Below are 20,320 nucleotides of genomic sequence, written 5' to 3' on the forward strand. Positions count from 1 at the left end.
GTCGCGAAGCGCGGGCTGGGCTATAATAGATGATCAAATACTTTTCCAGAAAGGAAGCTTCGTGAGCACAATAGAAGGCCGAAAACTCGACCCCATGGTTACGAGCGAGAACTCAAATGAAGGATTCAATGCGATTAGTCATATAGTGGCAGCGGTTCTCGGACTTGCCGGGCTGGTGTTCTTGATAGTCTTCTCTGCTATTCAGGGTAAATGGTTACATCTTGTAAGCTTCGCGATATACGGGACAACCGTAGTCGTCTCAATGACCTTTAGCGGACTCCTTCACTTTTTCTTGTGGTTTAGAAAGTATTTCAAGGTCTTCGCTATCCTCGACCACACTGCGATATACTTTCTTATCGCCGGCACCTATACGCCTTTCTGTCTCGTTGTCGTCGGCGGTTGGGTTGGCTGGACGGTCTTCGTGATAATATGGAGTCTTGCCATCCTTAACGTCGTGCTGAAGTCGGTATTCTTTTCCACGATGCCCCTTTGGTTATCAATGGCGGGATACCTCTCAATGGGCTGGCTCTCGCTTGCGCTGGTTTACAGTGTGTATATAAGGTTGGGGCTTTCTGCCATCCTGTTGCTGCTTCTCGGCGGCGCCTTCTATACGGTTGGCGCAGTGATTTTCATAAGGGAGAAACCGAACCCATTTCCAGGGAAATTCGGAAACCATGAACTCTGGCATATTCTGGTCATACTCGGTAATCTCACCTTTCTCATGATGATGTTTTTCTATGTACTTCCATACTAATTCATTTGGAACAGCAATAGTTCTTCGTAAGTAATCGAAAATATGAGTGTCGATCAATCTCAAAGTCTTAGTTCCATCGGGAATGAGGCTTTTTATTGGAAATTGAGGCTCATATGTCTTTCGCCATCCCTTCAGATAACGCTTACGAAAGTTAATAAACGAAACGGACTCAACTCTTATCTTGAATTAATTGAAGTCTAATACAATAAATTGAAGTGGATCTAAATATATTTAAGTTATAGTTTGACTTTTTGAGTCGGAAGTTGTATAATGAACTCAGTTGAAGGTGATATTTGTTCAACTTATGTTTTGGAGGTGGACCGATGAAATACTCAATTAGCAACTGTCCCGTCTGTGGAGGGAAGATGACGATCACAGAGTACAAGTGTGATAGTTGTGGCACAACGATTAGGGGAAGATTTGAGCTTGACGATATCATGAAGCTATCAGCCGAGCAGCTCGACTACCTGAAGACTTTCATCAAGAATAGAGGCAATCTATCCGAGGTTCAGAAGGAACTGGATATTTCCTATCCGACGGCTAGAAACAGACTCGAAGATATTGTTAGGGCAATGGGCTACCAGGTTGTCGACAAAGATAGGGAGGAGGCTTCAAGAATCCTTGAAAGACTTGAATCCGGAGAACTACAGCCAGATGAAGCCCTTGAGATGTTAAGAAAAGTCAGAAAAAAGAAGTAGGTGATCAAAGTGGATAGAGAAGAAGTCTTAAAGATCCTGAAGCTCGTTGCCGATGGAAAGGTTTCTCCCGAGCAGGGCAGGGACTTGCTAGAGGAGTTCTTTGAATCATATGAAGAAGCAAAGTCAGGAGGGAAATTCACCATAGAGGTTGTGGATAACTTCACCGGAAAAGTGGAAGCAAATATTAAGTTACCCGTTAGGTTGGCAAGGTTTGTAGGAAACTTCGTTAAAGAAAAAGACGCGAATTTTAGAATCGGTGGAAGAGTGGTAGACTACAATCTCAAGGAAGTGCTTGAAGAGGTAATCAAGACTAGAGAGTCGGTTGAAATTGAAACCGAGGACAAGAGAGTAACGATAAAGGTAGAGGATTGAGGAGGTATGGTCGTGGAGAAAAAGTTTGAATTCGACAGCTCGGGTATTGAGATTTTGAAGACAACCTCGGCTAGCGCGGATCTTCAGATCGACCTTGTTGAAGAGGGAAATGTGATTGCGTACGTCGAAGTGGATTCGAACGATTATGTTCCCGAAGCCGAAAGGTCAGGAAAGAAGCTTACGATAAGATTCCAGAAGGGTACTAACATCAATATTCCTTTTATAAAGAATCTCTTTGACGGCGGAGCGGATGTCAAGAATATAAGGCTTCTGGTGCCAAGAAGCATCCAGGAACTTGATGTAAACAACGCTTCCGGCGACATAAGTATTACTGATTTTGATCTTAGAGGCCTTAAGATAAACAACGTCAGCGGTGATGTCAAGATAGAGAACTGTTCGATGAACGAGTTCAATTTCAGCACAGTAAGCGGAGACTTGACATTCGTCGCTTCGAACTACCGAAGGGGTAAATTCGGCTCAGTTTCTGGCGATCTGAACATAAAGGGGCTTCCTCCGATGGAAAGAGACACAAGTGTTTCTACGGTAAGCGGGGATGCAATTATCTCTTATTCCGATGAGCCAAGATTTGATGCCACTATCTCATCGGTAAGCGGTGATGTCTCCTCTGACGTAGGACTTGTTAAAGTAGACAAGAAGCATTACAGGTCGGGAAACGGAGAGCCACAGGAATATCTGAAAATGAGCAGCGTGTCGGGAGATCTCATTATAAATGCCAAGTACAGGGGAACGCCTGCCAAAGAAGTCAAGGTTGAGACGGCACCAAAGGTTTCGGAAGAGCGAAGATCCGATCGAGCGACCGTGGAAGAGAATCTCCAGGATCAGGAGACCAAGAAGATACTTCTGCTTTTCAAAGAAGGGAAACTTACGAAAGAGTATGCTGTCGAGATGCTGGGAATACTTGGATACTCCGAAAAGGAGATTGAAGAGATGCTAGAAGTCGACGAGGAGCTTAAGAAGCTTAAAGACTCAGTAGATGTAGTAATGACAGAGGAAGATGCTGAAAGCGAAGAGTCTTCCGAAGAGCCAGAGGCACCTGAAAAACCGAAATCGACCTGACTAAAGGAAGAGGGTGATAAGAGATGAGATTTGGAGCACTATTTGCGATTTTCCTGGGAATACTGATCATTCTTTCGGTAACCCATATAATACCGAGCTTTGCCTTCACAATTGAAATCTTCTTTGCCATTATCTTCATCTATCATGGGCTTAAGGTGTTTAGAAGATTTAAGTCGGAACATATGGGTAGTTTGATATTCGGAGGAATTCTCGTTATTGACCTTCTGATAGGCTGGAATATTATCAAAGGGTTCAGAGGATGGGGTTTCTGGGAACTCATTGTAGCCATGATTGGATCTTACATAGTGGGATGGGGTGTAGTGACGCTTTTCAAGAAGAGTTTCAAGCTTGGAAAGGCGCCGAGCTCGACCAGACAGATTCTCAATATGTCAAGACCCAAAGAATTCGACGAACTAGATATTGAACTGGATGCTAACCTTACGAAGGTGCTGCTTATGGACAACACATCCAACGGAGTTGATGCAAACGTAAGTTTCGATAGAATGAGCTTTAACGGGGATCTGAAATACGATATGGATAAGGGAAAGGGCATTGTAAGGGCGAGGTGCAAAGCAAAGTCCGGTGTTTCAAGTGTCTTGTCAAAGTCGAGAATGAACATCGAAGTCAATTCGGAGCCGGTTGTAAGGGTCGAGGCTACGCTTGATGGAGCCGATACAGTTCTTGATTTTTCGAATCTCAATCTGGATAGGGCTACAATCAAGACATCGCTCTCCAGATTGTCTATAATCCCCTCCCAACTGAGAGACTCGATCGTGGATATAGATTGTGAAGTGACTTCTCTGAATATAAGGGCTCCCAAAGACGTTGCTTTAAGCATTCTTCACGAAGGAGAGTTGAACTGGAGCAATTTCAACAATCTTATGGAGAGAGAAAAGGGCTATGTCTCGACCAACATAGATAAGGCAGTAACGACCTGTCAGATCAATGTGAAATCGGATATGTCAAAGATATCGATAGACTGGATATAGAGCAGATAACGTCTTGGGAACCGGCCTTGTGGCCGGTTTCTTTTTGGACTTGTCTGATTCATGGGGATCAGCAGCGGTCGCGAGCCGAAAGTGACTTATTATTATATAATCAGGTTACCGGATATATTTCTCCGGAATTTTCGCTCGCGAATGAGGGTAGAGACAGGGGGCGTTCCGTGGATAAGTGCAGAATCGACCCGAGGGTCTTCAAAGTACCGATTGACAAGATGAGAGCCGGATACTATTCTGACAAATACTTCACGAGACTTGTCGAAGTCCTCAAAAAGGCAGATAAGAAATCAAGGGTGTTATACCAGCTCTTCCCGAGAAGAGACGCGACAATAGTGGGAATTGACGAAGCGCTCGCCATTCTTCGTTTTGGGACCGGTTATTACTCGAATGAAGAAGAGGCGAAGAGGCTCTTCGAAGAGGTATTAGAGATTGAGAAGGAAGTCAACCACGCAGCCTGGGAGATGAATCGGCATGGACTGGTGGAGCTGACCGCTCGAAAATGGGATCTGAAGATGAAGCTGAATGATCTCTGGGTTGACAAATGGCCAGAACTCGAAGTTCGCGCCTTGTATGATGGTGATGAAGCAAAGGATATGGAACCTGTTATGACGATAGAAGGCGACCCCAGATATTTCTCGTATCTCGAAACCATATTGCTGGGTGTTATTGCGAGAGCCTCCTCAACTGCGACTGCCGTCAAGTCCGTCGTGAAGGCAGCCAGAGGCAAGGAGATACTCTTCTTCAGCGCGCGATTCGATCATTTCTGGACTCAGGCAACGGACGGATACGCGGCGCTCAAGGCCGGGGCCTTCGGAGTCTCTACCGATGCGAATGCAGATTACTGGGGCGTTGAGAGCATGGGGACGATACCTCACGCGCTTATCGCAGTATATAAAGGCGATACGGCCGAGGCCGCAATGGCTTTCGATCGTTACATAGAGGGCGGAGTCAATCGAATAATCTTGGTCGATTGGGACAACGACGTAATCGGAACTTCGGTCGATTGCGTTGCCCGCACTTACAAGGCCGAGACCGGTGAGGATTTCGTACCTGGCAAGACCGACCCTTCGGTTGTTATAGGTCCGGGAAAGGGAAAGATATGGGGCGTGAGATTCGATACGTCTGGCAGTTTGAGAGACGTTTCGGTCGTCCCGAAAGACGCTTCCTCCCTGGGAGTCTGTCCCGAACTGGTCTGGAGGGCTAGAAGGGAATTCGACAGGTGCGGAATGAAAGATTTGAAGATAGTCGTCTCGGGCGGTTTCACGGCGGAGAAGATAGATCTCTTCGAAAAGCTCAATGTTCCAGCAGATGTTTACGGAGTTGGTTCGTCTCTACTGAAAAACAAGCTGGACTTCACGGCAGATATCGTGGAGGTCGAAGGAAAACCCTGCGCAAAAGTCGGGAGAGGGAAGAAAGATGCTCCAGGATTGGAAAGAGTAGAGAGCAACTATTGGAACAACGATAAAGAGGAGAGGTGTTGAAAATGGAAGCAAAGGGAACCTGGACAGTGAAAAAAGGGTTCGCTGAAATGTTCAAGAACGGCGTAATCATGGACGTCACGAATCCCGAGCAGGCAAAGATAGCTCAGGATGCCGGCGCCACGGCAGTAATGGCTCTTGAGAGAGTACCGGCAGATATAAGAAAAGAAGGCGGAGTAGCCCGGATGGCCAAAATTGGCCTTATCAAAGAGATAATGGATTCCGTTACGATTCCAGTCATGGCTAAGGCAAGGATCGGCCATATCGCCGAAGCGAAGATCCTTGAAGCCATCGGAGTTGACTTCATAGATGAATCTGAAGTCCTTACACCGGCTGATGACAGATATCACATAGACAAGCGGATATTCACCGTTCCCTTCGTCTGTGGAGCCAGAAATCTCGGCGAGGCGGTTAGGAGAATCGCAGAGGGAGCCGCGATGATTCGTACAAAAGGAGAGGCCGGTACCGGTAATATCATCGAAGCCGTCAAGCACATGAGAACGGTCAATGAAGAAGTCAGAAAGGTTCAGATGATGAATGATGCCGAGCTCGTCCACTACGGAAAGGAGATCGGTGCGCCTGTCGAAATCCTCAGTCAGGTAAGAGAACTGGGAAGGCTTCCCGTCGTCAATTTCGCCGCAGGAGGAGTAGCCACGCCGGCTGACGCTGCGCTCATGATGATGCTCGGCTGTGATGGAGTCTTTGTCGGCTCGGGAGTCTTCAAATCCAAAGACCCTGCAAGAATGGCTAAGGCAATAGTGGAAGCAGTTCTGCACTATGATAACCCCGAAAAGCTAGCCGAAATCTCTGAAGACGTTGGGGATGCCATGGACGGTCTCGAGATCGGGACTCTCGAAGTCCGGATGGAAGAAAGAGGCTGGTAAGAGTTGAAAATAGGAGTTCTCGGAATTCAGGGTGCAATTCAGGAACATCTTTTGGCTCTGAATAGTGCGGGGGCGGAAGCTATTTGGGTGAAGGATTCAAAGGAGCTATCTTCCGTCAAAGCACTGGTTATGCCTGGTGGCGAATCTACCACGATGATCAGACTCCTGAAGAGATTTGAGATGTGGGAGCTTCTTAAGGAGAGGTTGAAGAGCGGAATGCCTGCCTTCGCTACTTGCGCGGGCATGATTCTCCTCTCGAAGGCTATCGAAAACGTCTCTAATCAGGACTCTTTAAGCGCTCTGGATATTAGTGTGAAAAGGAATGGATACGGAAGACAGATCAACAGTTTCGAGGCCGATATCCAGATAGATGAGATCGGTGCGGAACCGTTTAGAGCTGTATTCATAAGGGCTCCGAAGATTGAATCAACAGGAAGAGAAGTGGCAGTTCTTGCAAGCTACGATGGCTCGCCTGTACTTGTTAGGCAGAACAGAGTGATAGCCGCTTCCTTTCATCCCGAACTGACAGATGATCTGAGAATTCACAAGTATTTTCTCGAGATAGCAGAGTCAGTCAAATAGAGGAATGAAAAATGTGCAGAATGCTGGCCTTCAAAGCAGTTGAAGATATCGACACAAGCTGGATATTCGCCCTTCTAAGCAGCATCTCCGAGAAGGGAATCTCAAGTCCTCACAGAGACGGCTGGGGTTATGCCGTGCGCGGCGAAGGAAGAGAGACATTCAATAGCTCGGGCGCGATCTTTGAGAGTGATGTGAAGTTGCCGATTTGCAGAGTGGGCATAATCCACTCGAGAAAGGCATCGAAGGGATACACAGTCAATCTAGAGCATGTACATCCCTTCTATTCAACCGTTAGGGGAAGGAATTACGCCTTCTGTCACAACGGTACGATTTATGATTTTGCAAGTGACGAAGGAACTACAGATACCCAGAGATACTTCGAAATACTCGTCGGTAATCTTGAGCGGTATGAGCCGAAGACAGCTCTAGAAATCACATCGGGCTTCGTGGCTGCCAACTATAAGTACACATCCATTAACGCTTTTCTTACTGACTATGAGAACGTATGGGCCATAAGACAGAATTCCGAGAGAGATGACACGGAACACGCCCTGTTCCTCTATGAGAGGGATGGAGTAAGAATAGTGGCAAGCGAACCCATAGAAAAATTCGGAGCTTTGCAGGGGAGCTCCATAGAGATAAAGAACGGCGAATCTGTCATATTGTGATAAATGATTTAAGGCGCCTGGAGGATCTCCAGGCGCTTCTTTTGTTGAGAGAGCTAGAAATCAATGCCTATCTCATGCATAACGGCAACAAGATTATTGTCAAGTAATTCTATTTCCGCATCTGTGAGGTTTTTCAGAGGTGTCTTGACTCCTCCCATTTTCAAACCCCTTCTTTCTAGAACATGTTTCATGTATGGAATATTCGCGCCGTTTCCCACTGCCATCGTCAGCTTTGTCAAAGCCTTCTGATAATCAAATGCCTTGTCGAAGTCACCATCTTTCACTGCATCGCGGACCTTGACGAAGAATTCCGGAAAGACTGCTCCGGGGCCTGAAACACAGCCTCTGGCTCCGGCGATTAGAACGGATACGAAAGCCGCATCGCATCCAACGACCGTACTGAACGTCGACGGCAGAGCCTGAATCACGGTCAACGAATTCACGAAATCGCCGCTGCTGTCTTTCAAACCGACTATATTCTTATGTTTTTCGTGGAGTCTGGCAATTACATCGACACTCACCGGGTTTTTTGTTAGAGAGGGAATGTTGTAAATGTACAGAGGAAAGTCGCTAACAGCTTCCGCTATCTTGTCGTAGAAACTGAAGAGCTCCTCCTGCTTGTGGTTGAAAAAGAAAGGCGAAACTACTGCTGCCGCATCTGCTCCACATTCCTTTGAGTGTTTTAGCAGTTCGATAATATCTTCAAGCACTGCAGCTCCACAATGAGAAACAACCGTCATTCTCCCTTTGTTTGCCTCGAGGAACGACTCTAGAGTCTTCTTTCTTTCCGCCAATGGGAGGGACGTCCCCTCACCGGTCGTGCCGAGCACAAACATTCCGTCGACACCTTTCTCAGCCAGGAAGTCTACATAAGACTTTATTGCATTGTAGTCAACACAGGAACCATCATCATTCATCGGAGTCAGCGGAGCTACACCGACCCCTTCAAGTAATCTTCTCACCATGATCTCCCTTCTGCCAATCTTCTGGCCGCCTCTTTCATTACTTCAAGCTCCTGTACCAGGCCCATTCTAACCTTCCTAGAACCGTTAGCACCATAAGCGGTTCCAGGAACAACGAGAATACCGTATTCTCTGTATAGTTTTTCGGTGAAACTCCAGGGATCAGTGCCTTCCGGAGTGGAAACCCATACATACATCGCCCCCTGTGGAGCGGTGAAAGTCAATCCCGACGCCTTTAGACCTTCAATAATCGCATCCCGCCTGCCCTGATATATTCCTCTGAGCTCACGATAATAGGAATCGGGGGTAGACTTCAAAGCTGCCGCAGCGGCGAGCTGTATAGGGTAAAAGACATTTGAGTCGATCTTCGATTTGTAAAGTTTCACTGCGTCCAGAAGACGTTTCTCGGCCACTATCGCCCCAACTCTCCATCCGGCCATGTTATAGGTCTTTGAGAAGGCGAAGTACTCCAGCCCAAGTTCCAGATTCTGTTGTGCTTCGAAGTAACTGTTCACTTCCAGACCGTCAAAGGCGATTTCCGAGTAAGCGAGATCGCTCATCACAACAAAACCGTATTTACACGAAAGCTCGGAGAGCCTCTCATAATACTCTTTGCTCGCCACTCTACCGGTGGGATTGGATGGATAATTGACGATTACCATTTTCGGCTTGTGCAACCTGGCAAGACTCTCGATCTCGCCGAGAGTAGCAATAGGATCAACATCTCCATCGTAAGTGATAAGCTTCCCGCCGGTGAAAAGAACAGCTTCGAAATAGGTTGGATAACCGGGATCGGGAACAAGGATCGAATCGCCTGCGTTTACCAAAGCATGAAGCGCATTGAAAATCGCCTCTTTGATTCCCACCGTAACGAGCACGTTCTCTTCGGGCTTGACAGTTACTCCGAAGCGTTTCTTGTACCAGTTTGCAACACCTTCCAATAGTTCAGGAGCACCATGCTGCGGCGGGTAAGTGTGGTAGGCCGGGTTTGACAGGTTCTCCTTCATTACCTCCACTATCCATTTCGGGGTGGGCCTGTTCGGGGCACCTATTGAAAGGTTGATCATTTTCTGCTTTGGTGGTTCTTTCTTCAGGCCATTTATGAATCCAAAGGCATCGGGCCTGAAAAACTCAAGCTTTGAAGACTCGAGCTGAAACTTCATCTGTTACTCCCTCCCTCTAGTTTTTTAGATACGACAATTAGCGGATAGCACACAAGTATGAAGAACATAGACACAATACTGAATGCCGTAAAAGGACTTAGAGTCAACTGCATTATCTGTCTGGAGGTTCTTACGATCTCAACCATTCCGACGAGTGAGACAATCGAAGTGTCCTTTATTGTCATTACTATCTGGCCGACAATTGACGGCATGGTACTCTTTATGATCTGAGGCAAAACTACATGCATCAGTTTTTGAAAGTAGTTCATTCCAAGAGCTTCGGCCGCTTCAAACTGCCCTTTATCTAGAGACATAAGACCGCTTCTGAAGACCTCTGAAAGATATGCCGTTGCCGTAACTGAAAGAACGACTATTCCCGTCTGAAACGCGCCCAATTCAATTCCAACGTACGGCAGCGCAAAGTAGATAGCATAGACGATTATCAAGAAGGGCGATCCCCTGATTATCTCTACAACAATGGCTAGAAGTTGCGATGCGACGGGGATTCGATGGAAGCGAATCAGGGCGATCGCAATTCCCAGCACTATACCGATACCCAGAACGAATGGAAGGAAAGCCAGGTTATTGAGGAAGGCAACTCCGAGTCTGAATATTTGCTGCAATAAAGATATGTCTTGCATCATACCACCTTCTTAAAACCGAACCATCGCTTCGCATCCGATTGTCCCGACTTCTGATTTCTGCTTATAATACCGCTTAAAAGAGCAAGAATCAGATATATTCCAAAGTACATAAGCATCGGTACACCGAATGATTCGAATGGCATATAGGTTCTCGCGGCAATCTTTCGAGCAGTATAAGTAAGCTCGGGGATAACAAGAACTGCCGCAAGACTTGTGTCTTTTATCAAATACGAGAATTGGCTGATCAGTGGTGGCAGAATACTTCTAAAAACTTGCGGCAAGATTACCTTTCGCATCGTCTGGAACCACGACAAACCGAGAGCCTTTGAGGCTTCTGTCTGTCCTCTGTCAATTGAGTTGAGACCGCCACGTACTATCTCAGATATATAGGCGCCGCTGTTCAGAGAAAACGCAACTATGGCGCTCTGAAAGGAAGTTAACATCAGACCGGTAATTGGAAGGCCATAGTGGACGAAGTACAACTGCACAAGCAGAGGCGTCGACCTGATGAATCCAGTGTATATTCCTACGGGAATAATGGCGAACTTCGATTTCATTGTTGATAGTATTCCTACCACTGTTCCTATTAGAAGTGAAAAGACACCGCTCAGGGCCGCTACCTTTAATGTTTCCAATAAGGCCTCAAAAAAGTCAGGGAGATACTGTGAGATCATTCTCATGTCAAGCATGATATCACCTAAAGTATCTTACTCAGGAATTCCTTGGTTCTGTCACTCCTGGGATTGTTGAAGAACTCATCCTTAGGGGTGAGCTCGACTATCTTCCCGTCATCCAGGAAACCGATTTTGTTGGCAACCTGACGCGCAAAACCCATCTCATGGCTGACAATGATCATCGTCATTCCTCCGCGTGCCAGGTTAGTCATGACATCCAGTACTTCCTTGATCATCTCTGGATCCAGTGCTGACGTTGGTTCATCAAAAAGCATTAGTTTAGGATCCATTGCCAAAGCTCGCGCTATCGCAACTCTCTGCTTTTGCCCTCCTGAAAGCTGAGGAGGAAAGGCATCGTACTTAGCAGATAATCCGACTTGATCAAGTAGTTTCCTGGCTTTTTCAAGAGCTTCATCCTTGGGCACCTTCTTTACGAGTATGGGTGCCAGGGCAACATTGTCTACTACTGAAATGTGAGGGAATAGGTTGAAATGCTGAAAAACCATTCCAGTGTTCTTTCTAACAAAACTCAAATTGGCTCTCGCCTGCTTAATGTCTTTTCCGAGAACTTCGATCGATCCCTCATGAAAGTTTTCAAGCATGTTTATGCAGCGAAGAAGGGTGCTCTTCCCAGCACCGCTCGGTCCACAAAGAACCAGTACATCGCTTTCGAATACATCTAGCTCGATGTCTTTTAGAACGTGCAGTTTTCCGAAGGATTTGTTGAGACCCCGGATTCGAACAATTGGTTCCATTAGAATTCCCCTTTCGACTCCTAAAATGAAATGGGGGCTAGCCCCCATCTCGTCTTGAATTAACTACTCTCCAGGCTTAGTCAATAATGAAAGAAGGTTCCCAGGCTTTGCCTACGTACTTCTCGTAGATCTTTCCGTACTCGCCAGTCAGCTTCTCCCACTTGAGGAACCAGTTGAACCATTCAACCAGTGAGTCGGAATCCTTGTCCTGCCTGAAAGCGAGTCCATAAGTGTCGGGTCTCACATACCCATCAAGGATCTTCAGATCTGGGTTCTTGTTAACTAACTCAATACAGATCATTTCGTCGTCCATAACCGAGTCGATTCTACCCAACTTGATATCAGTCATCCATTCGGCAAGATTGTCGTATAGAGACGCCTTTTTGCCCCATTCATCTTCAATGAAGTCTGCGTGAACAGAACCCATTGTCGCACCCATTTTGACTGAAGGATCGGCCAGATCTCTCCAGCTCTCCAGAGGAGAGTCTTTTCTAGCAATCGCGACAATTCCTGTCAGGAAGAAAGGATCGGAGAATCTTATCGACTTCATCCTTGTTAGAGTCATGGACATGTTTGCTGCTATCATATCTACTTTTCCTGAGAGCAATGACGGAATAAGACTTTCCCATGCCACGTCTTGCCAGACCAGTTCAACACCCATTTCTCTTGCAGCAAGTTCCATCAACTCAACGGTAAACCCAGTCGGCTTCCCTGATGCGTCCCTGTACTGCATCGGTACTGCAGTCATATCAGTTGCAACGGTTAACTTTCCGCTCTTAACTACGTTTTCCAGTGTTGTAGCTGCAAGACCAAACGAAACAAACATACAGGCTACAACGATCAAAACAAACAGTTTTTTCATCTCAATTCCCCTTTCACGAATGGATTGCGTCTTAAAAAAGTACGCATTGGAAATGGTTTGAATAGTTCAATAATATGGAACAACATTCAACAATGTGGTAACTACATCTAAATTTACCAAATCGGTTGAGTTATCTCCAAAACCATTTATGAACGTCTGGGAAGTATCTGGGTTGATTATGACTGTTAAACAGAAGCAATCTCTCTCCTGCGGGGTGATCTTGAAAGAAGGGAGTTATTCCTAGAAGTAATGCAGAATCAAACTTCTTCGAGTCTTCACGTCTCGAAATCGATAAACAGCTTGTTCAGCTTTTCTATTGTCTTCAAAAAGGGTTCCTTATATCTTTCAATTGCTTCGTCGGTCATTCTATTAGAAGGCCCGGCAATACTGACGGCATACTTCGCGACTCCGTGATTGTCCAGTATGGGTGCGGCAATGCACTTTATGCTTTCTTCCTGTTCTATTCTGTCGTACGCATATCCGTGCTCTCTTATCCATTGTATTTCCTTTCTGAGCTGTTCCTTATCTGTTATGGTGTTCTTCGTTCTTCTCGCAAGAGTCACTCTCTCGAGATATCCGTCTATGTAAGAATCCGGCTGAAATGCGAGCAGGGCCTTCCCCACGCCTGTACAATACATAGATGCAGTAACTCCTACGGTCGAATGGGGGCGCAGAGCGTGCGTTGGGTGCAGACATTCGAGATAAATTACTTGATCTCTGAACAGAGATGTGAGATGAATCGTCTCATTTATTTCGTTCCTTAGTTCCTCAAGGTACGGCAAAGCCACTTCTCTGAATTCGAGGTTCCTCCGCATGAGACCACTCAGTTGAAGGATCCTGTTTCCGAGCATGTAGAAGCTCTTGTCTTTTGTAAGGTAGTCAAGTTCAGTCATTGCAGACAAAATATGATGCACAGTTGCTTTGGGATAACCTAGCTTGGCCACTATGTCGGTAAGCCTCCATTTGCTTTGCTCAAAGAACAGCTCGAATATCTCGTCCACTTTTCTGAATGCTTTGAAGTGTTCCATAGTGTTGACTCCGATCAATGATGTTGATAATAGAATATCAGAAAATGCTTTCAATAGCAAATCTTCGATCTCCGGGGAGCAAAGGAATTAATAGGCTTCGCGGCCGCGATGACTTTCACGGCAGGGTAGCGATAGACAGAAACGGAAAGTGATATGCATCCTGGCAAAACTCGACTATCCATTATTGGAGGGCCACACTTTAGCAAGAATCGGCCGAGGAATCACTTGACGGCCGCAGCGTGGCCGTCAAGGAAATCATGAAGACAGTGTCATTTCAGCTGAAAGCCTATGCTGAAGTTTATGGTAGCCAGCTTGTTGTCTGTGAAACCGTCGGGGCTGCTCGCGTTTTCGGAGGTGCCTTTCGCAGTTCCTCCTATGAAACGGATGTTGAAATGGGTCTCGAGATAATCTGTGAGAAGCAGCCCTACCCTCAATGAAGCGTCAAGGACCAATCCTTCGAAGTCGAAATCCGCCCCGTTAATGAACCTGCTGGATGCGTAGAACCCGTCGATATCTGTTGCGAAGTAAGCCTTTTCGCCTAGCCAAAGTTCGCCTTTAATTTTGATAATCGGTACTGGACCGACGTTCTTGTTCGCGATTAACTGAGGTCCGTTCAGTGATTCGAAGTAGATGTCGGCATTTCTCAACTGAAGAGACAGACCGAGAGCCAGATAGCTGTTGCCCTTCCTCAACACGTCATAGGTGTAACTCACTCTGTAGGAGGGAAAACCGTAATTCAGAAGAACACCGCTTCCTGCAGGAAAGGTGACACCGTCAACAACGAGGTTGTTCTTAAGCTGAACCTTGGACTGAACGGTGAGCGGCTGGTACAGAAAGTGAACCGTGTGTTTGCCGATACTCAGTCCGGCGGTGTACCTTTGATACGGAAATAGAACGTCCTGCCCGCAGTCCTTCACATAGTTCAGAACTGTTCCAGTCTGACCGAACTGAATGGTGTGGAAGATCACTCCCGTGAAGCCGATCTCGTAATCAAGCTCGAGTTTGAACCTGTTCTCGGGGTTGTTCAGTAATCCTGCCGATGAAATAACTGCGATAAGAAGAACCACTATCAGTGCGGACCTAGTCTTCACGATTTCACCTCGTTTATACTGATTACAATTATAAAGCTTCCGGTTACAAAAGTGTCAGGTCATTCGGCGACTGTCGATCTCTTCTTCGCTGCTAGAATAGTCGCAGAGGGGGCGTATATGGAGAAGCGTTTACCTATTCTGGAACATGATTATGAAAGACCGGCCGTCATAGAACCGACGAAGGTCATCTCCTCGATACCTGAGATGCTCGAAAGAGCTGTGATTCTCTTCTATCAGGGCGTGATAGAGAGTCTCTTGAAGAAGGGTCTTCTGAAGAAGATCGTTGACAGGAGAAGTGAGGTAGGATTGTTCCCCGTCTACGAGATCGAACACAAAGGAGAAAGAGTTGCCCTGTTGAATCCAGGACTTGGAGCACCATCCGCTGCGGGCTTCTATGAAGAGCTGATCACCCTGGGAGTAAGAAAGACAGTAGCCTGCGGTTCCTGCGGAGTGTTGAAGAGAGAAATTCCGAGAGGAGAGATCATCGTAGTGGAATCGGCAGTCAGGGATGAGGGGACCTCATTCCATTACGTGGAGCCCTCAAGAGAGATTTCAGTCGATAAGAGTGTGATCGAGATGATCGAATCTACATTGAGAAGGCTGTCTATACCTTATGTAAAGGGAAAGACCTGGACAACCGATGCCTTCTACAGGGAGACTAAGCGGATAGTCAGCAGAAGAATTGACGAAGGGTGCATAACAGTCGAGATGGAGGCTTCGGCCCTCATGGCCGTCTCTAAGTTCAGAAATGTGGCCTTTGGCCAGCTCCTTTCGTCCGGAGACGATGTGAGCGGAGAAGAGTGGGACATACGATTTCATCCCGAGGCTTCGAATCACAAAGAGCGTGTATTCTGGGCAGCTCTAGAGTGTTGCCTGAGATTATAACTCCGTCGGTAGTATATTCCTTCGCTTCACAGAGTGGAAAGTTGAGAGTGGGTGATGGTATGGTCGAACCGATTAAGGTTTCCTCGAAAAAACACGGAAAGGCAATAGAACTACTTGCCGAAGCATTTGCTAATGACCCGATGATCAAATACGTATTAAGTGAGAAAGTAAGAAAGTACGTAAATAGGATCTATGGAGTAATGTTCAAGACTTATCTGAAGAAAGGATCCGCGTACTTTGATTCATCCGAGATGAACGGAATAATTCTCTGGATTGACTCTAAAGAAGATCCGGGCCTTGGCGTCTGGATAAGGAGCGGAGCCTTGAAGATGCTGACATTTCCTGGAAGATCACTAAATCGCCTTATGAAGGTCGGTAGGGCGATTTCGAGGGCTCACAAGAAATGCATAAAGGAACATCACCTTCACCTGATTTTCATTGCTGTTTCGCCAGCTTCTCAGGGGAAAGGTATCGGCAAACAACTTCTTAGCCTTCTTGCGCATGAAGCAGACTCAAAAGGTCTTCCCTGTTATCTTGAAACGCAGAATCCTTCAAACTTAGGTTTCTATGAATCCTTTGGGTTCTACGTTGCGAAGGAAATCGAAATCTCGCGCGAACTCAGATCGTGGAGTATGGTCAGACCAATTTCGTGAAGAGCAACAGGGATCGGCTGAACGCTGGGAAGAGCCACTGCCCAGAGAAGCTCTGGTAAGCAAGGCGTCGAAGAACATCGGCCGACGCAATGCACTGAGGAGCATCAGTGGACGCAAGGCTGCCCTCGGCAGGAGGCGAGGCCGACTACGTCGGGAAGTGAGGCTCGCTGGCGCGAGGAAGTGATGCCCGGAGAAACATCCGGGGAAGTGATGCCGCTTTCAGCGGGAGGATTCAGAAGCCAGTCTTTGCTTCGCAAAGGCAAGTTCTGCTTCGCGGGCAAAGAATCCGCTTGGGCAGAAAACGCTGTACGCTGTTAAGAGAGAATAAGAGCAGCAGGAAATGATGACGCTTTCAGCGGGAGGCTCAAGACCCCTGGATCCCGGATCAGGTCCGAAATGACTCTGAACAGGAGCCCCAAACAGCACAGTTACCCAGCAAGGATATTGGAGATAAATAGAACAGATAGGGTGGAAGTGCTGTTCTTGCTGTTCTTTCACTTCTAGATAAATAGAAGAGCAGATAGTATAGAAGCAGGCTGGAAGCATAAGCAAAACCCAAATGGCGCAGAAAAAGACTTCCTAGGAATTTTCGAAAGTATAGCCTTCTTCGATCAGATCCACACAGACTTTTACCACTAACGGATCGTACAGTCTGCCTGAATTTTCCTTTATCTCATTAAGGGCGAATTCAATTCCCAGGGCCGCCCTGTAGGGTCTGTGGGAAGTTATAGCCTCAACGACATCGGCAACGGCTATTATTTTTGATTCGAGCCTTATTTGATCGTCTTTCAAACTTCCTGGATAACCAGATCCATCGAGTCTTTCGTGATGCTGTAACACTATATCGGCAATGGGCCAGGGAAGATCTATATCCTTGAGTATATTATAGCCATTCTTCGAATGTTCCCTTACTAGTCTGAACTCAATATCGCTCAGCTTTCCTGGTTTAGACAGAATTTCCGTAGGAACTGAGATCTTCCCTATATCGTGAAGTAGACCGGCAACCTTAAGACAGTTGCAAGTCTCATGATCTAGACCCATTTTCTTTCCTATCGCCACGGCCAGATCGCTCACATTTTTCTGATGGCCGGCCGTGTAAGGATCCTTGGCGCTAACAATGTCCGAAGCGGCACGAACAAGAGCTTCGAAAGCTGATTCTAGGCTGCTAGATAGTCGATTTCTTTCTGTTATGTCTTCGCAGATTTCAACAACGCCGGTAATCTTCCCGTCTGCATCCCTAACCGGATAAGCCCTTATGTACAATGCTGTGGCGAACTTGGTAATTATTTCTCCAACTTCCTGAGAGCCCGTGTCAAGAACCTTTCTCAGGATGCAGTTATCGGACTTCTTGCCACGCTGCCAAACATCGACACAGCTCATGCCGACAAGCTTTTCTATGCTTGTTCCAAAAAGCTCTGCCATAGCTCTGTTCGCCCAGATTATGTTAAGATCGGTGTCGTAATAGACTATTATTTCCTTAGTTGTGTTAAGTATGAGTGATTTCTCTTCTTCGGATTTCTTCAGGGCCTCCTGGCTTATGACGAGATCGGTTACGTCTCTGGTGAACCCGATGAAGCTCGAATCGTCGAGCCTTACGGCTCTGACATTCCAGTATCTCTTCTCGCCTGTCTTCTTAACGAAGGCAGTAATGCCTTCTGCCACGCCGGCTTCGACAGTCCTCCTGAAATGGTTTTCGGCCTCCAGAAGACTCTCGGGAGCCGCCAACTGTTTGAAGTTCATTTTCAGCAGCTCTTCTCTTGAATAGCCGGTGATTAGACAGGACGCTTCGTTAACATCTGTATAATTGCCTCTTTCATCTGCGACGAATATTCCGTCCGGGGCATTCTCAACATATCTTCTGAACCTGCTCTCCTTTTCTTCAATCATTTGAAGAAATCCGTCTCTTTCGGAGAGAGCCTTGGCTAGCTTCATATTCGAAAAACTCAGTCTCGAGAGCCTTTGTGCAAACTTTGAGTAGAAGGTCATTGCTGTCATGACTGTATCGCGATTCCACCTGGGCACTTTGTCCAGAGCCTCAATATACTCTTTTTCGTTAAAACCGTATCTTCTCGCCTGTTCCCTGAAGACATCGTAATCCACGCTCTCATCTTCCATGAAGAACTGTCCCAAAAATAGATTCCCCATATGGGTATTGCCCACGATTATTGGGGTACTCATATCCCACATATTGTTGGCACATTTGTAGAGCTTGAACGCTCCCGGCTCTATGCCCTTCGAAAGCTCTATATCACTGTAAAGACAGTTCTTGAGAGTCCCAGGATTCACACGGTGATACTTTGTGCATATTTCCTGCCAACCGGTCTCGACGAGGACATTTCCGTGAGTATCGACGATCGCTACTCCAATATTGGTCAGTTTGAAGAAGTCGTTCATGATAGACTGGATAGTCTCGACATCCAGTAGATAATCGAGTTCCATATTCTCAATTTCGCCTTCGGGATCGAGAATCACCTCGAGTTTTTTACTTGCTCTTCTCTCGCTATCCTTCAATCTATCTTCAGCATTCTTTCTTGCAGTTATATCTTCTGAAAAGAGAACAAGACTTTCGACCTGCCCGTTCCTTCCGAATACCGGGTATATGGTTGTTTTAAGTACAATTCCATCTCGACGGTCTTCCATTGTCTTCTGGTTTCCTGTTTTCAGAACCTCTTCGATATGGATCTTTCTTACTTCGGCGAGTTCTTGCGGGATGAAATCATACAGATTCTTGCCGATCAGCGTCTCCAGATCAGTACCAAGCCTCTTGGAGAGGGTCTGATTGGCAGTTATAACCTTTCCTGAAGGATCTATCTGAAACAGCGATTCGGTTGGAGCATTAGCGAGAGCCTGAAGCTGAAGATTCTTCTCTTCAAGAAGCTTTTCATCTCGCTTTCGCTGTGTTATATCTCTTACAGTGCTTACGACCAGTCTTTCGCCGCCGTCTTCAATCAAGACAGAATGTATCTCGACTGGAACAGAACCACAGTCTCTGTAGTAGTGCTGGCCATTGATCGTTCTAGAAGTACCGACGGCGGCTTTCGACCAGAATTCTCTGAACGATGCTTCTGTAATCTTTGTTTCAATGGTCGACAAGGACTTACCGAGCAGCTCCTCTCTCGAGAAACCGTTATTGTTTGTAACGGCATCGTTTACATAGACTATACTGGCTTCCATGTCGGAAACGAATACCATGTCCACTATATAATTAACAAGATCGGGAAATTGCCTCATAGAACCTCCGGCGACACCTGTCGCTCCCCGGTGTGTACAGAATGGCAAGCCGTTAACGGATTCATCCTCGAGAAAACAAAGCTGAAAGCAAAGGAATGAATCACTGCCAAGCGCGCCGCCACGATTACCATAATTCCAAAAATCCTAACTGCAGTCATTGAGCTTCGCATACACTGTTATCAAACGATTTCTGAAAAGAAGTGTGCTTTACATAAATGTTATCTATGTTAATTTAATAATAATCGTACTCAAAATATAGTTACATATCTATTATAAACTTGTTTCCTTAGATAAGTGTGACTTTTAGTGACGAAAGGACGGGCTTTTTCCACACATTATTGAGTAAGAGTTTGAATGCCTTCAATGTAAGCATCAAATGAACATCTCCCACACTTAATTTCCTAGATCATTTCGATAAGAGAGAAACCAAGAAAAAGTCTCGACGAGATCTTCGCTTCGATAAATGAAGTGAAGACTGGGTAATCGTATTCTTTTATATAGATACAGATACCCCTATGTGATACGAATAATCCAAAAGGAGTACAGTTTGAAACGCGCTTCAAAGAGCACACTCCCCACCGCAAGCGGTCCCCCCCGCTCAAGCGGGGATTTAATATCAAGAGCAGAAGAACGGTTCATCGTTGACACTCCGTGTCCAGGTTCTTGATCATCAGCTCCAAGTTCCAAGATTCAAGTTGAATAAGAAAATGGTTGTCCGTTATCGGTTCTCCGAGCAGAGCTTCAAGACCTATCAAGCTCTTTGGATGATGATCTTAGGTCCTCCCTTGAGGGAGGAAGGCCACAAAGTGGCGGAGGGTGTGCACGTCCAGCTAAGGCAAGAATGTTCAGTGGGAGAAA

The 20,320-nt window shown here is 46.4% G+C and carries 20 protein-coding genes; 11 read left to right on the forward strand and 9 right to left on the reverse strand.

Going from position 1 to position 20,320, the window contains the following annotated elements; translation table 11 throughout:
- Positions 1-61: 61 nt before the first annotated feature.
- From V512_RS10955 to V512_RS10995, 9 genes are all read left to right on the forward strand, one after another.
- Entirely contained in the window at positions 62-754 is a 693-nt protein-coding gene (locus V512_RS10955; RefSeq protein ID WP_099830517.1) for a hemolysin III family protein, read from the forward strand.
- Positions 755-1,077: 323 nt separating this feature from the next.
- Positions 1,078-1,452 (forward strand): DUF2089 domain-containing protein, encoded by a 375-nt coding sequence (locus V512_RS10960; RefSeq protein WP_006489399.1) that lies wholly within the window; start codon positions 1,078-1,080, stop codon positions 1,450-1,452.
- Between the two features lie 9 nt (positions 1,453-1,461).
- Positions 1,462-1,824: a hypothetical protein gene (locus V512_RS10965; protein WP_099830499.1), complete on the forward strand. Its 363-nt coding sequence runs from the start codon at positions 1,462-1,464 to the stop codon at positions 1,822-1,824.
- 6 nt (positions 1,825-1,830) lie between these two features.
- Positions 1,831-2,901 carry a DUF4097 family beta strand repeat-containing protein gene (locus V512_RS10970; protein ID WP_099830500.1) on the forward strand — a complete coding sequence of 357 codons (1,071 nt, stop codon included), beginning with the start codon at positions 1,831-1,833 and terminating at the stop codon, positions 2,899-2,901.
- A 23-nt stretch (positions 2,902-2,924) separates the two neighbouring features.
- Positions 2,925-3,890 carry a hypothetical protein gene (locus V512_RS10975; RefSeq protein ID WP_099830501.1) on the forward strand — a complete coding sequence of 322 codons (966 nt, stop codon included), beginning with the start codon at positions 2,925-2,927 and terminating at the stop codon, positions 3,888-3,890.
- 227 nt (positions 3,891-4,117) lie between these two features.
- On the forward strand, positions 4,118-5,383 hold the full coding sequence (locus V512_RS10980) for a nicotinate phosphoribosyltransferase (protein ID WP_165775396.1): 1,266 nt from the start codon (positions 4,118-4,120) through the stop codon (positions 5,381-5,383).
- Between the two features lie 2 nt (positions 5,384-5,385).
- A complete protein-coding gene (pdxS, locus tag V512_RS10985) occupies positions 5,386-6,264 on the forward strand; it encodes a pyridoxal 5'-phosphate synthase lyase subunit PdxS (protein ID WP_099830503.1) in 879 nt (292 codons plus the stop codon).
- 3 nt (positions 6,265-6,267) lie between these two features.
- Positions 6,268-6,846: a pyridoxal 5'-phosphate synthase glutaminase subunit PdxT gene (pdxT, locus tag V512_RS10990; protein ID WP_099830504.1), complete on the forward strand. Its 579-nt coding sequence runs from the start codon at positions 6,268-6,270 to the stop codon at positions 6,844-6,846.
- An 11-nt stretch (positions 6,847-6,857) separates the two neighbouring features.
- Complete coding sequence (locus tag V512_RS10995) at positions 6,858-7,514, forward strand: class II glutamine amidotransferase (RefSeq protein ID WP_243392392.1); 657 nt, start codon at positions 6,858-6,860, stop codon at positions 7,512-7,514.
- Positions 7,515-7,567: 53 nt separating this feature from the next.
- On the opposite strand, the gene V512_RS11000 is transcribed toward V512_RS10995, so the two are convergent.
- From V512_RS11000 to V512_RS11035, 8 genes are all read right to left on the reverse strand, one after another.
- Positions 7,568-8,476 carry a dihydrodipicolinate synthase family protein gene (locus V512_RS11000; protein ID WP_165775394.1) on the reverse strand — a complete coding sequence of 303 codons (909 nt, stop codon included), beginning with the start codon at positions 8,474-8,476 and terminating at the stop codon, positions 7,568-7,570.
- Entirely contained in the window at positions 8,473-9,639 is a 1,167-nt protein-coding gene (locus V512_RS11005) for a pyridoxal phosphate-dependent aminotransferase (RefSeq protein WP_099830506.1), read from the reverse strand. Before V512_RS11005 ends, V512_RS11000 begins: the two co-directional genes overlap by 4 nt.
- Positions 9,636-10,280 (reverse strand): amino acid ABC transporter permease, encoded by a 645-nt coding sequence (locus V512_RS11010; RefSeq protein WP_099830507.1) that lies wholly within the window; start codon positions 10,278-10,280, stop codon positions 9,636-9,638. Before V512_RS11010 ends, V512_RS11005 begins: the two co-directional genes overlap by 4 nt.
- On the reverse strand, positions 10,280-10,972 hold the full coding sequence (locus tag V512_RS11015) for an amino acid ABC transporter permease (RefSeq protein WP_099830508.1): 693 nt from the start codon (positions 10,970-10,972) through the stop codon (positions 10,280-10,282). The genes V512_RS11010 and V512_RS11015 overlap by 1 nt, the downstream gene beginning before the upstream one ends.
- Before the next feature lie 8 nt (positions 10,973-10,980).
- Entirely contained in the window at positions 10,981-11,712 is a 732-nt protein-coding gene (locus tag V512_RS11020; RefSeq protein WP_146739751.1) for an amino acid ABC transporter ATP-binding protein, read from the reverse strand.
- Positions 11,713-11,788: 76 nt separating this feature from the next.
- Positions 11,789-12,574 (reverse strand): ABC transporter substrate-binding protein, encoded by a 786-nt coding sequence (locus V512_RS11025; protein ID WP_099830509.1) that lies wholly within the window; start codon positions 12,572-12,574, stop codon positions 11,789-11,791.
- Between the two features lie 275 nt (positions 12,575-12,849).
- On the reverse strand, positions 12,850-13,656 hold the full coding sequence (locus V512_RS11030; protein WP_133117344.1) for an IclR family transcriptional regulator: 807 nt from the start codon (positions 13,654-13,656) through the stop codon (positions 12,850-12,852).
- A gap of 215 nt (positions 13,657-13,871) precedes the next feature.
- Positions 13,872-14,693: a hypothetical protein gene (locus tag V512_RS11035; RefSeq protein WP_099830511.1), complete on the reverse strand. Its 822-nt coding sequence runs from the start codon at positions 14,691-14,693 to the stop codon at positions 13,872-13,874.
- 117 nt (positions 14,694-14,810) lie between these two features.
- On the opposite strand from V512_RS11035, the gene V512_RS11040 reads away from it, so the two are divergent.
- Positions 14,811-15,578, forward strand: coding sequence for a nucleoside phosphorylase (locus V512_RS11040; protein WP_099830512.1), 768 nt, complete (start codon positions 14,811-14,813; stop codon positions 15,576-15,578).
- Positions 15,563-16,231 carry an N-acetyltransferase gene (locus V512_RS11045; protein ID WP_243392393.1) on the forward strand — a complete coding sequence of 223 codons (669 nt, stop codon included), beginning with the start codon at positions 15,563-15,565 and terminating at the stop codon, positions 16,229-16,231. Before V512_RS11040 ends, V512_RS11045 begins: the two co-directional genes overlap by 16 nt.
- Positions 16,232-16,810: 579 nt before the next feature.
- Here V512_RS11045 and V512_RS11050 read toward each other — a convergent pair.
- A complete protein-coding gene (locus tag V512_RS11050) occupies positions 16,811-19,462 on the reverse strand; it encodes a PAS domain S-box protein (protein ID WP_165775395.1) in 2,652 nt (883 codons plus the stop codon).
- Between the last annotated feature and the right edge of the window lie 858 nt (positions 19,463-20,320).

This window comes from Mesotoga sp. Brook.08.105.5.1 (assembly GCF_002752635.1).
GTDB lineage: Bacteria > Thermotogota > Thermotogae > Petrotogales > Kosmotogaceae > Mesotoga.

Bases quoted from the DNA above. Each gene is read 5' to 3' on its own strand.
- V512_RS10975 (WP_099830501.1), top strand. From the start codon at position 2,925: ATGAGATTTGGAGCACTATTTGCGATTTTCCTGGGAATACTGATCATT.
- pdxS (WP_099830503.1), top strand. From the start codon at position 5,386: ATGGAAGCAAAGGGAACCTGGACAGTGAAAAAAGGGTTCGCTGAAATG.
- V512_RS11050 (WP_165775395.1), bottom strand. From the start codon at position 19,462: ATGAGGCAATTTCCCGATCTTGTTAATTATATAGTGGACATGGTATTC.
- V512_RS11020 (WP_146739751.1), bottom strand. From the start codon at position 11,712: ATGGAACCAATTGTTCGAATCCGGGGTCTCAACAAATCCTTCGGAAAA.
- V512_RS10970 (WP_099830500.1), top strand. From the start codon at position 1,831: ATGGTCGTGGAGAAAAAGTTTGAATTCGACAGCTCGGGTATTGAGATT.
- V512_RS10980 (WP_165775396.1), top strand. From the start codon at position 4,118: ATGAGAGCCGGATACTATTCTGACAAATACTTCACGAGACTTGTCGAA.
- V512_RS11015 (WP_099830508.1), bottom strand. From the start codon at position 10,972: ATGCTTGACATGAGAATGATCTCACAGTATCTCCCTGACTTTTTTGAG.
- V512_RS10995 (WP_243392392.1), top strand. From the start codon at position 6,858: ATGTGCAGAATGCTGGCCTTCAAAGCAGTTGAAGATATCGACACAAGC.
- V512_RS11025 (WP_099830509.1), bottom strand. From the start codon at position 12,574: ATGAAAAAACTGTTTGTTTTGATCGTTGTAGCCTGTATGTTTGTTTCG.
- V512_RS11010 (WP_099830507.1), bottom strand. From the start codon at position 10,280: ATGCAAGACATATCTTTATTGCAGCAAATATTCAGACTCGGAGTTGCC.
- V512_RS10960 (WP_006489399.1), top strand. From the start codon at position 1,078: ATGAAATACTCAATTAGCAACTGTCCCGTCTGTGGAGGGAAGATGACG.
- V512_RS11040 (WP_099830512.1), top strand. From the start codon at position 14,811: ATGGAGAAGCGTTTACCTATTCTGGAACATGATTATGAAAGACCGGCC.
- V512_RS11005 (WP_099830506.1), bottom strand. From the start codon at position 9,639: ATGAAGTTTCAGCTCGAGTCTTCAAAGCTTGAGTTTTTCAGGCCCGAT.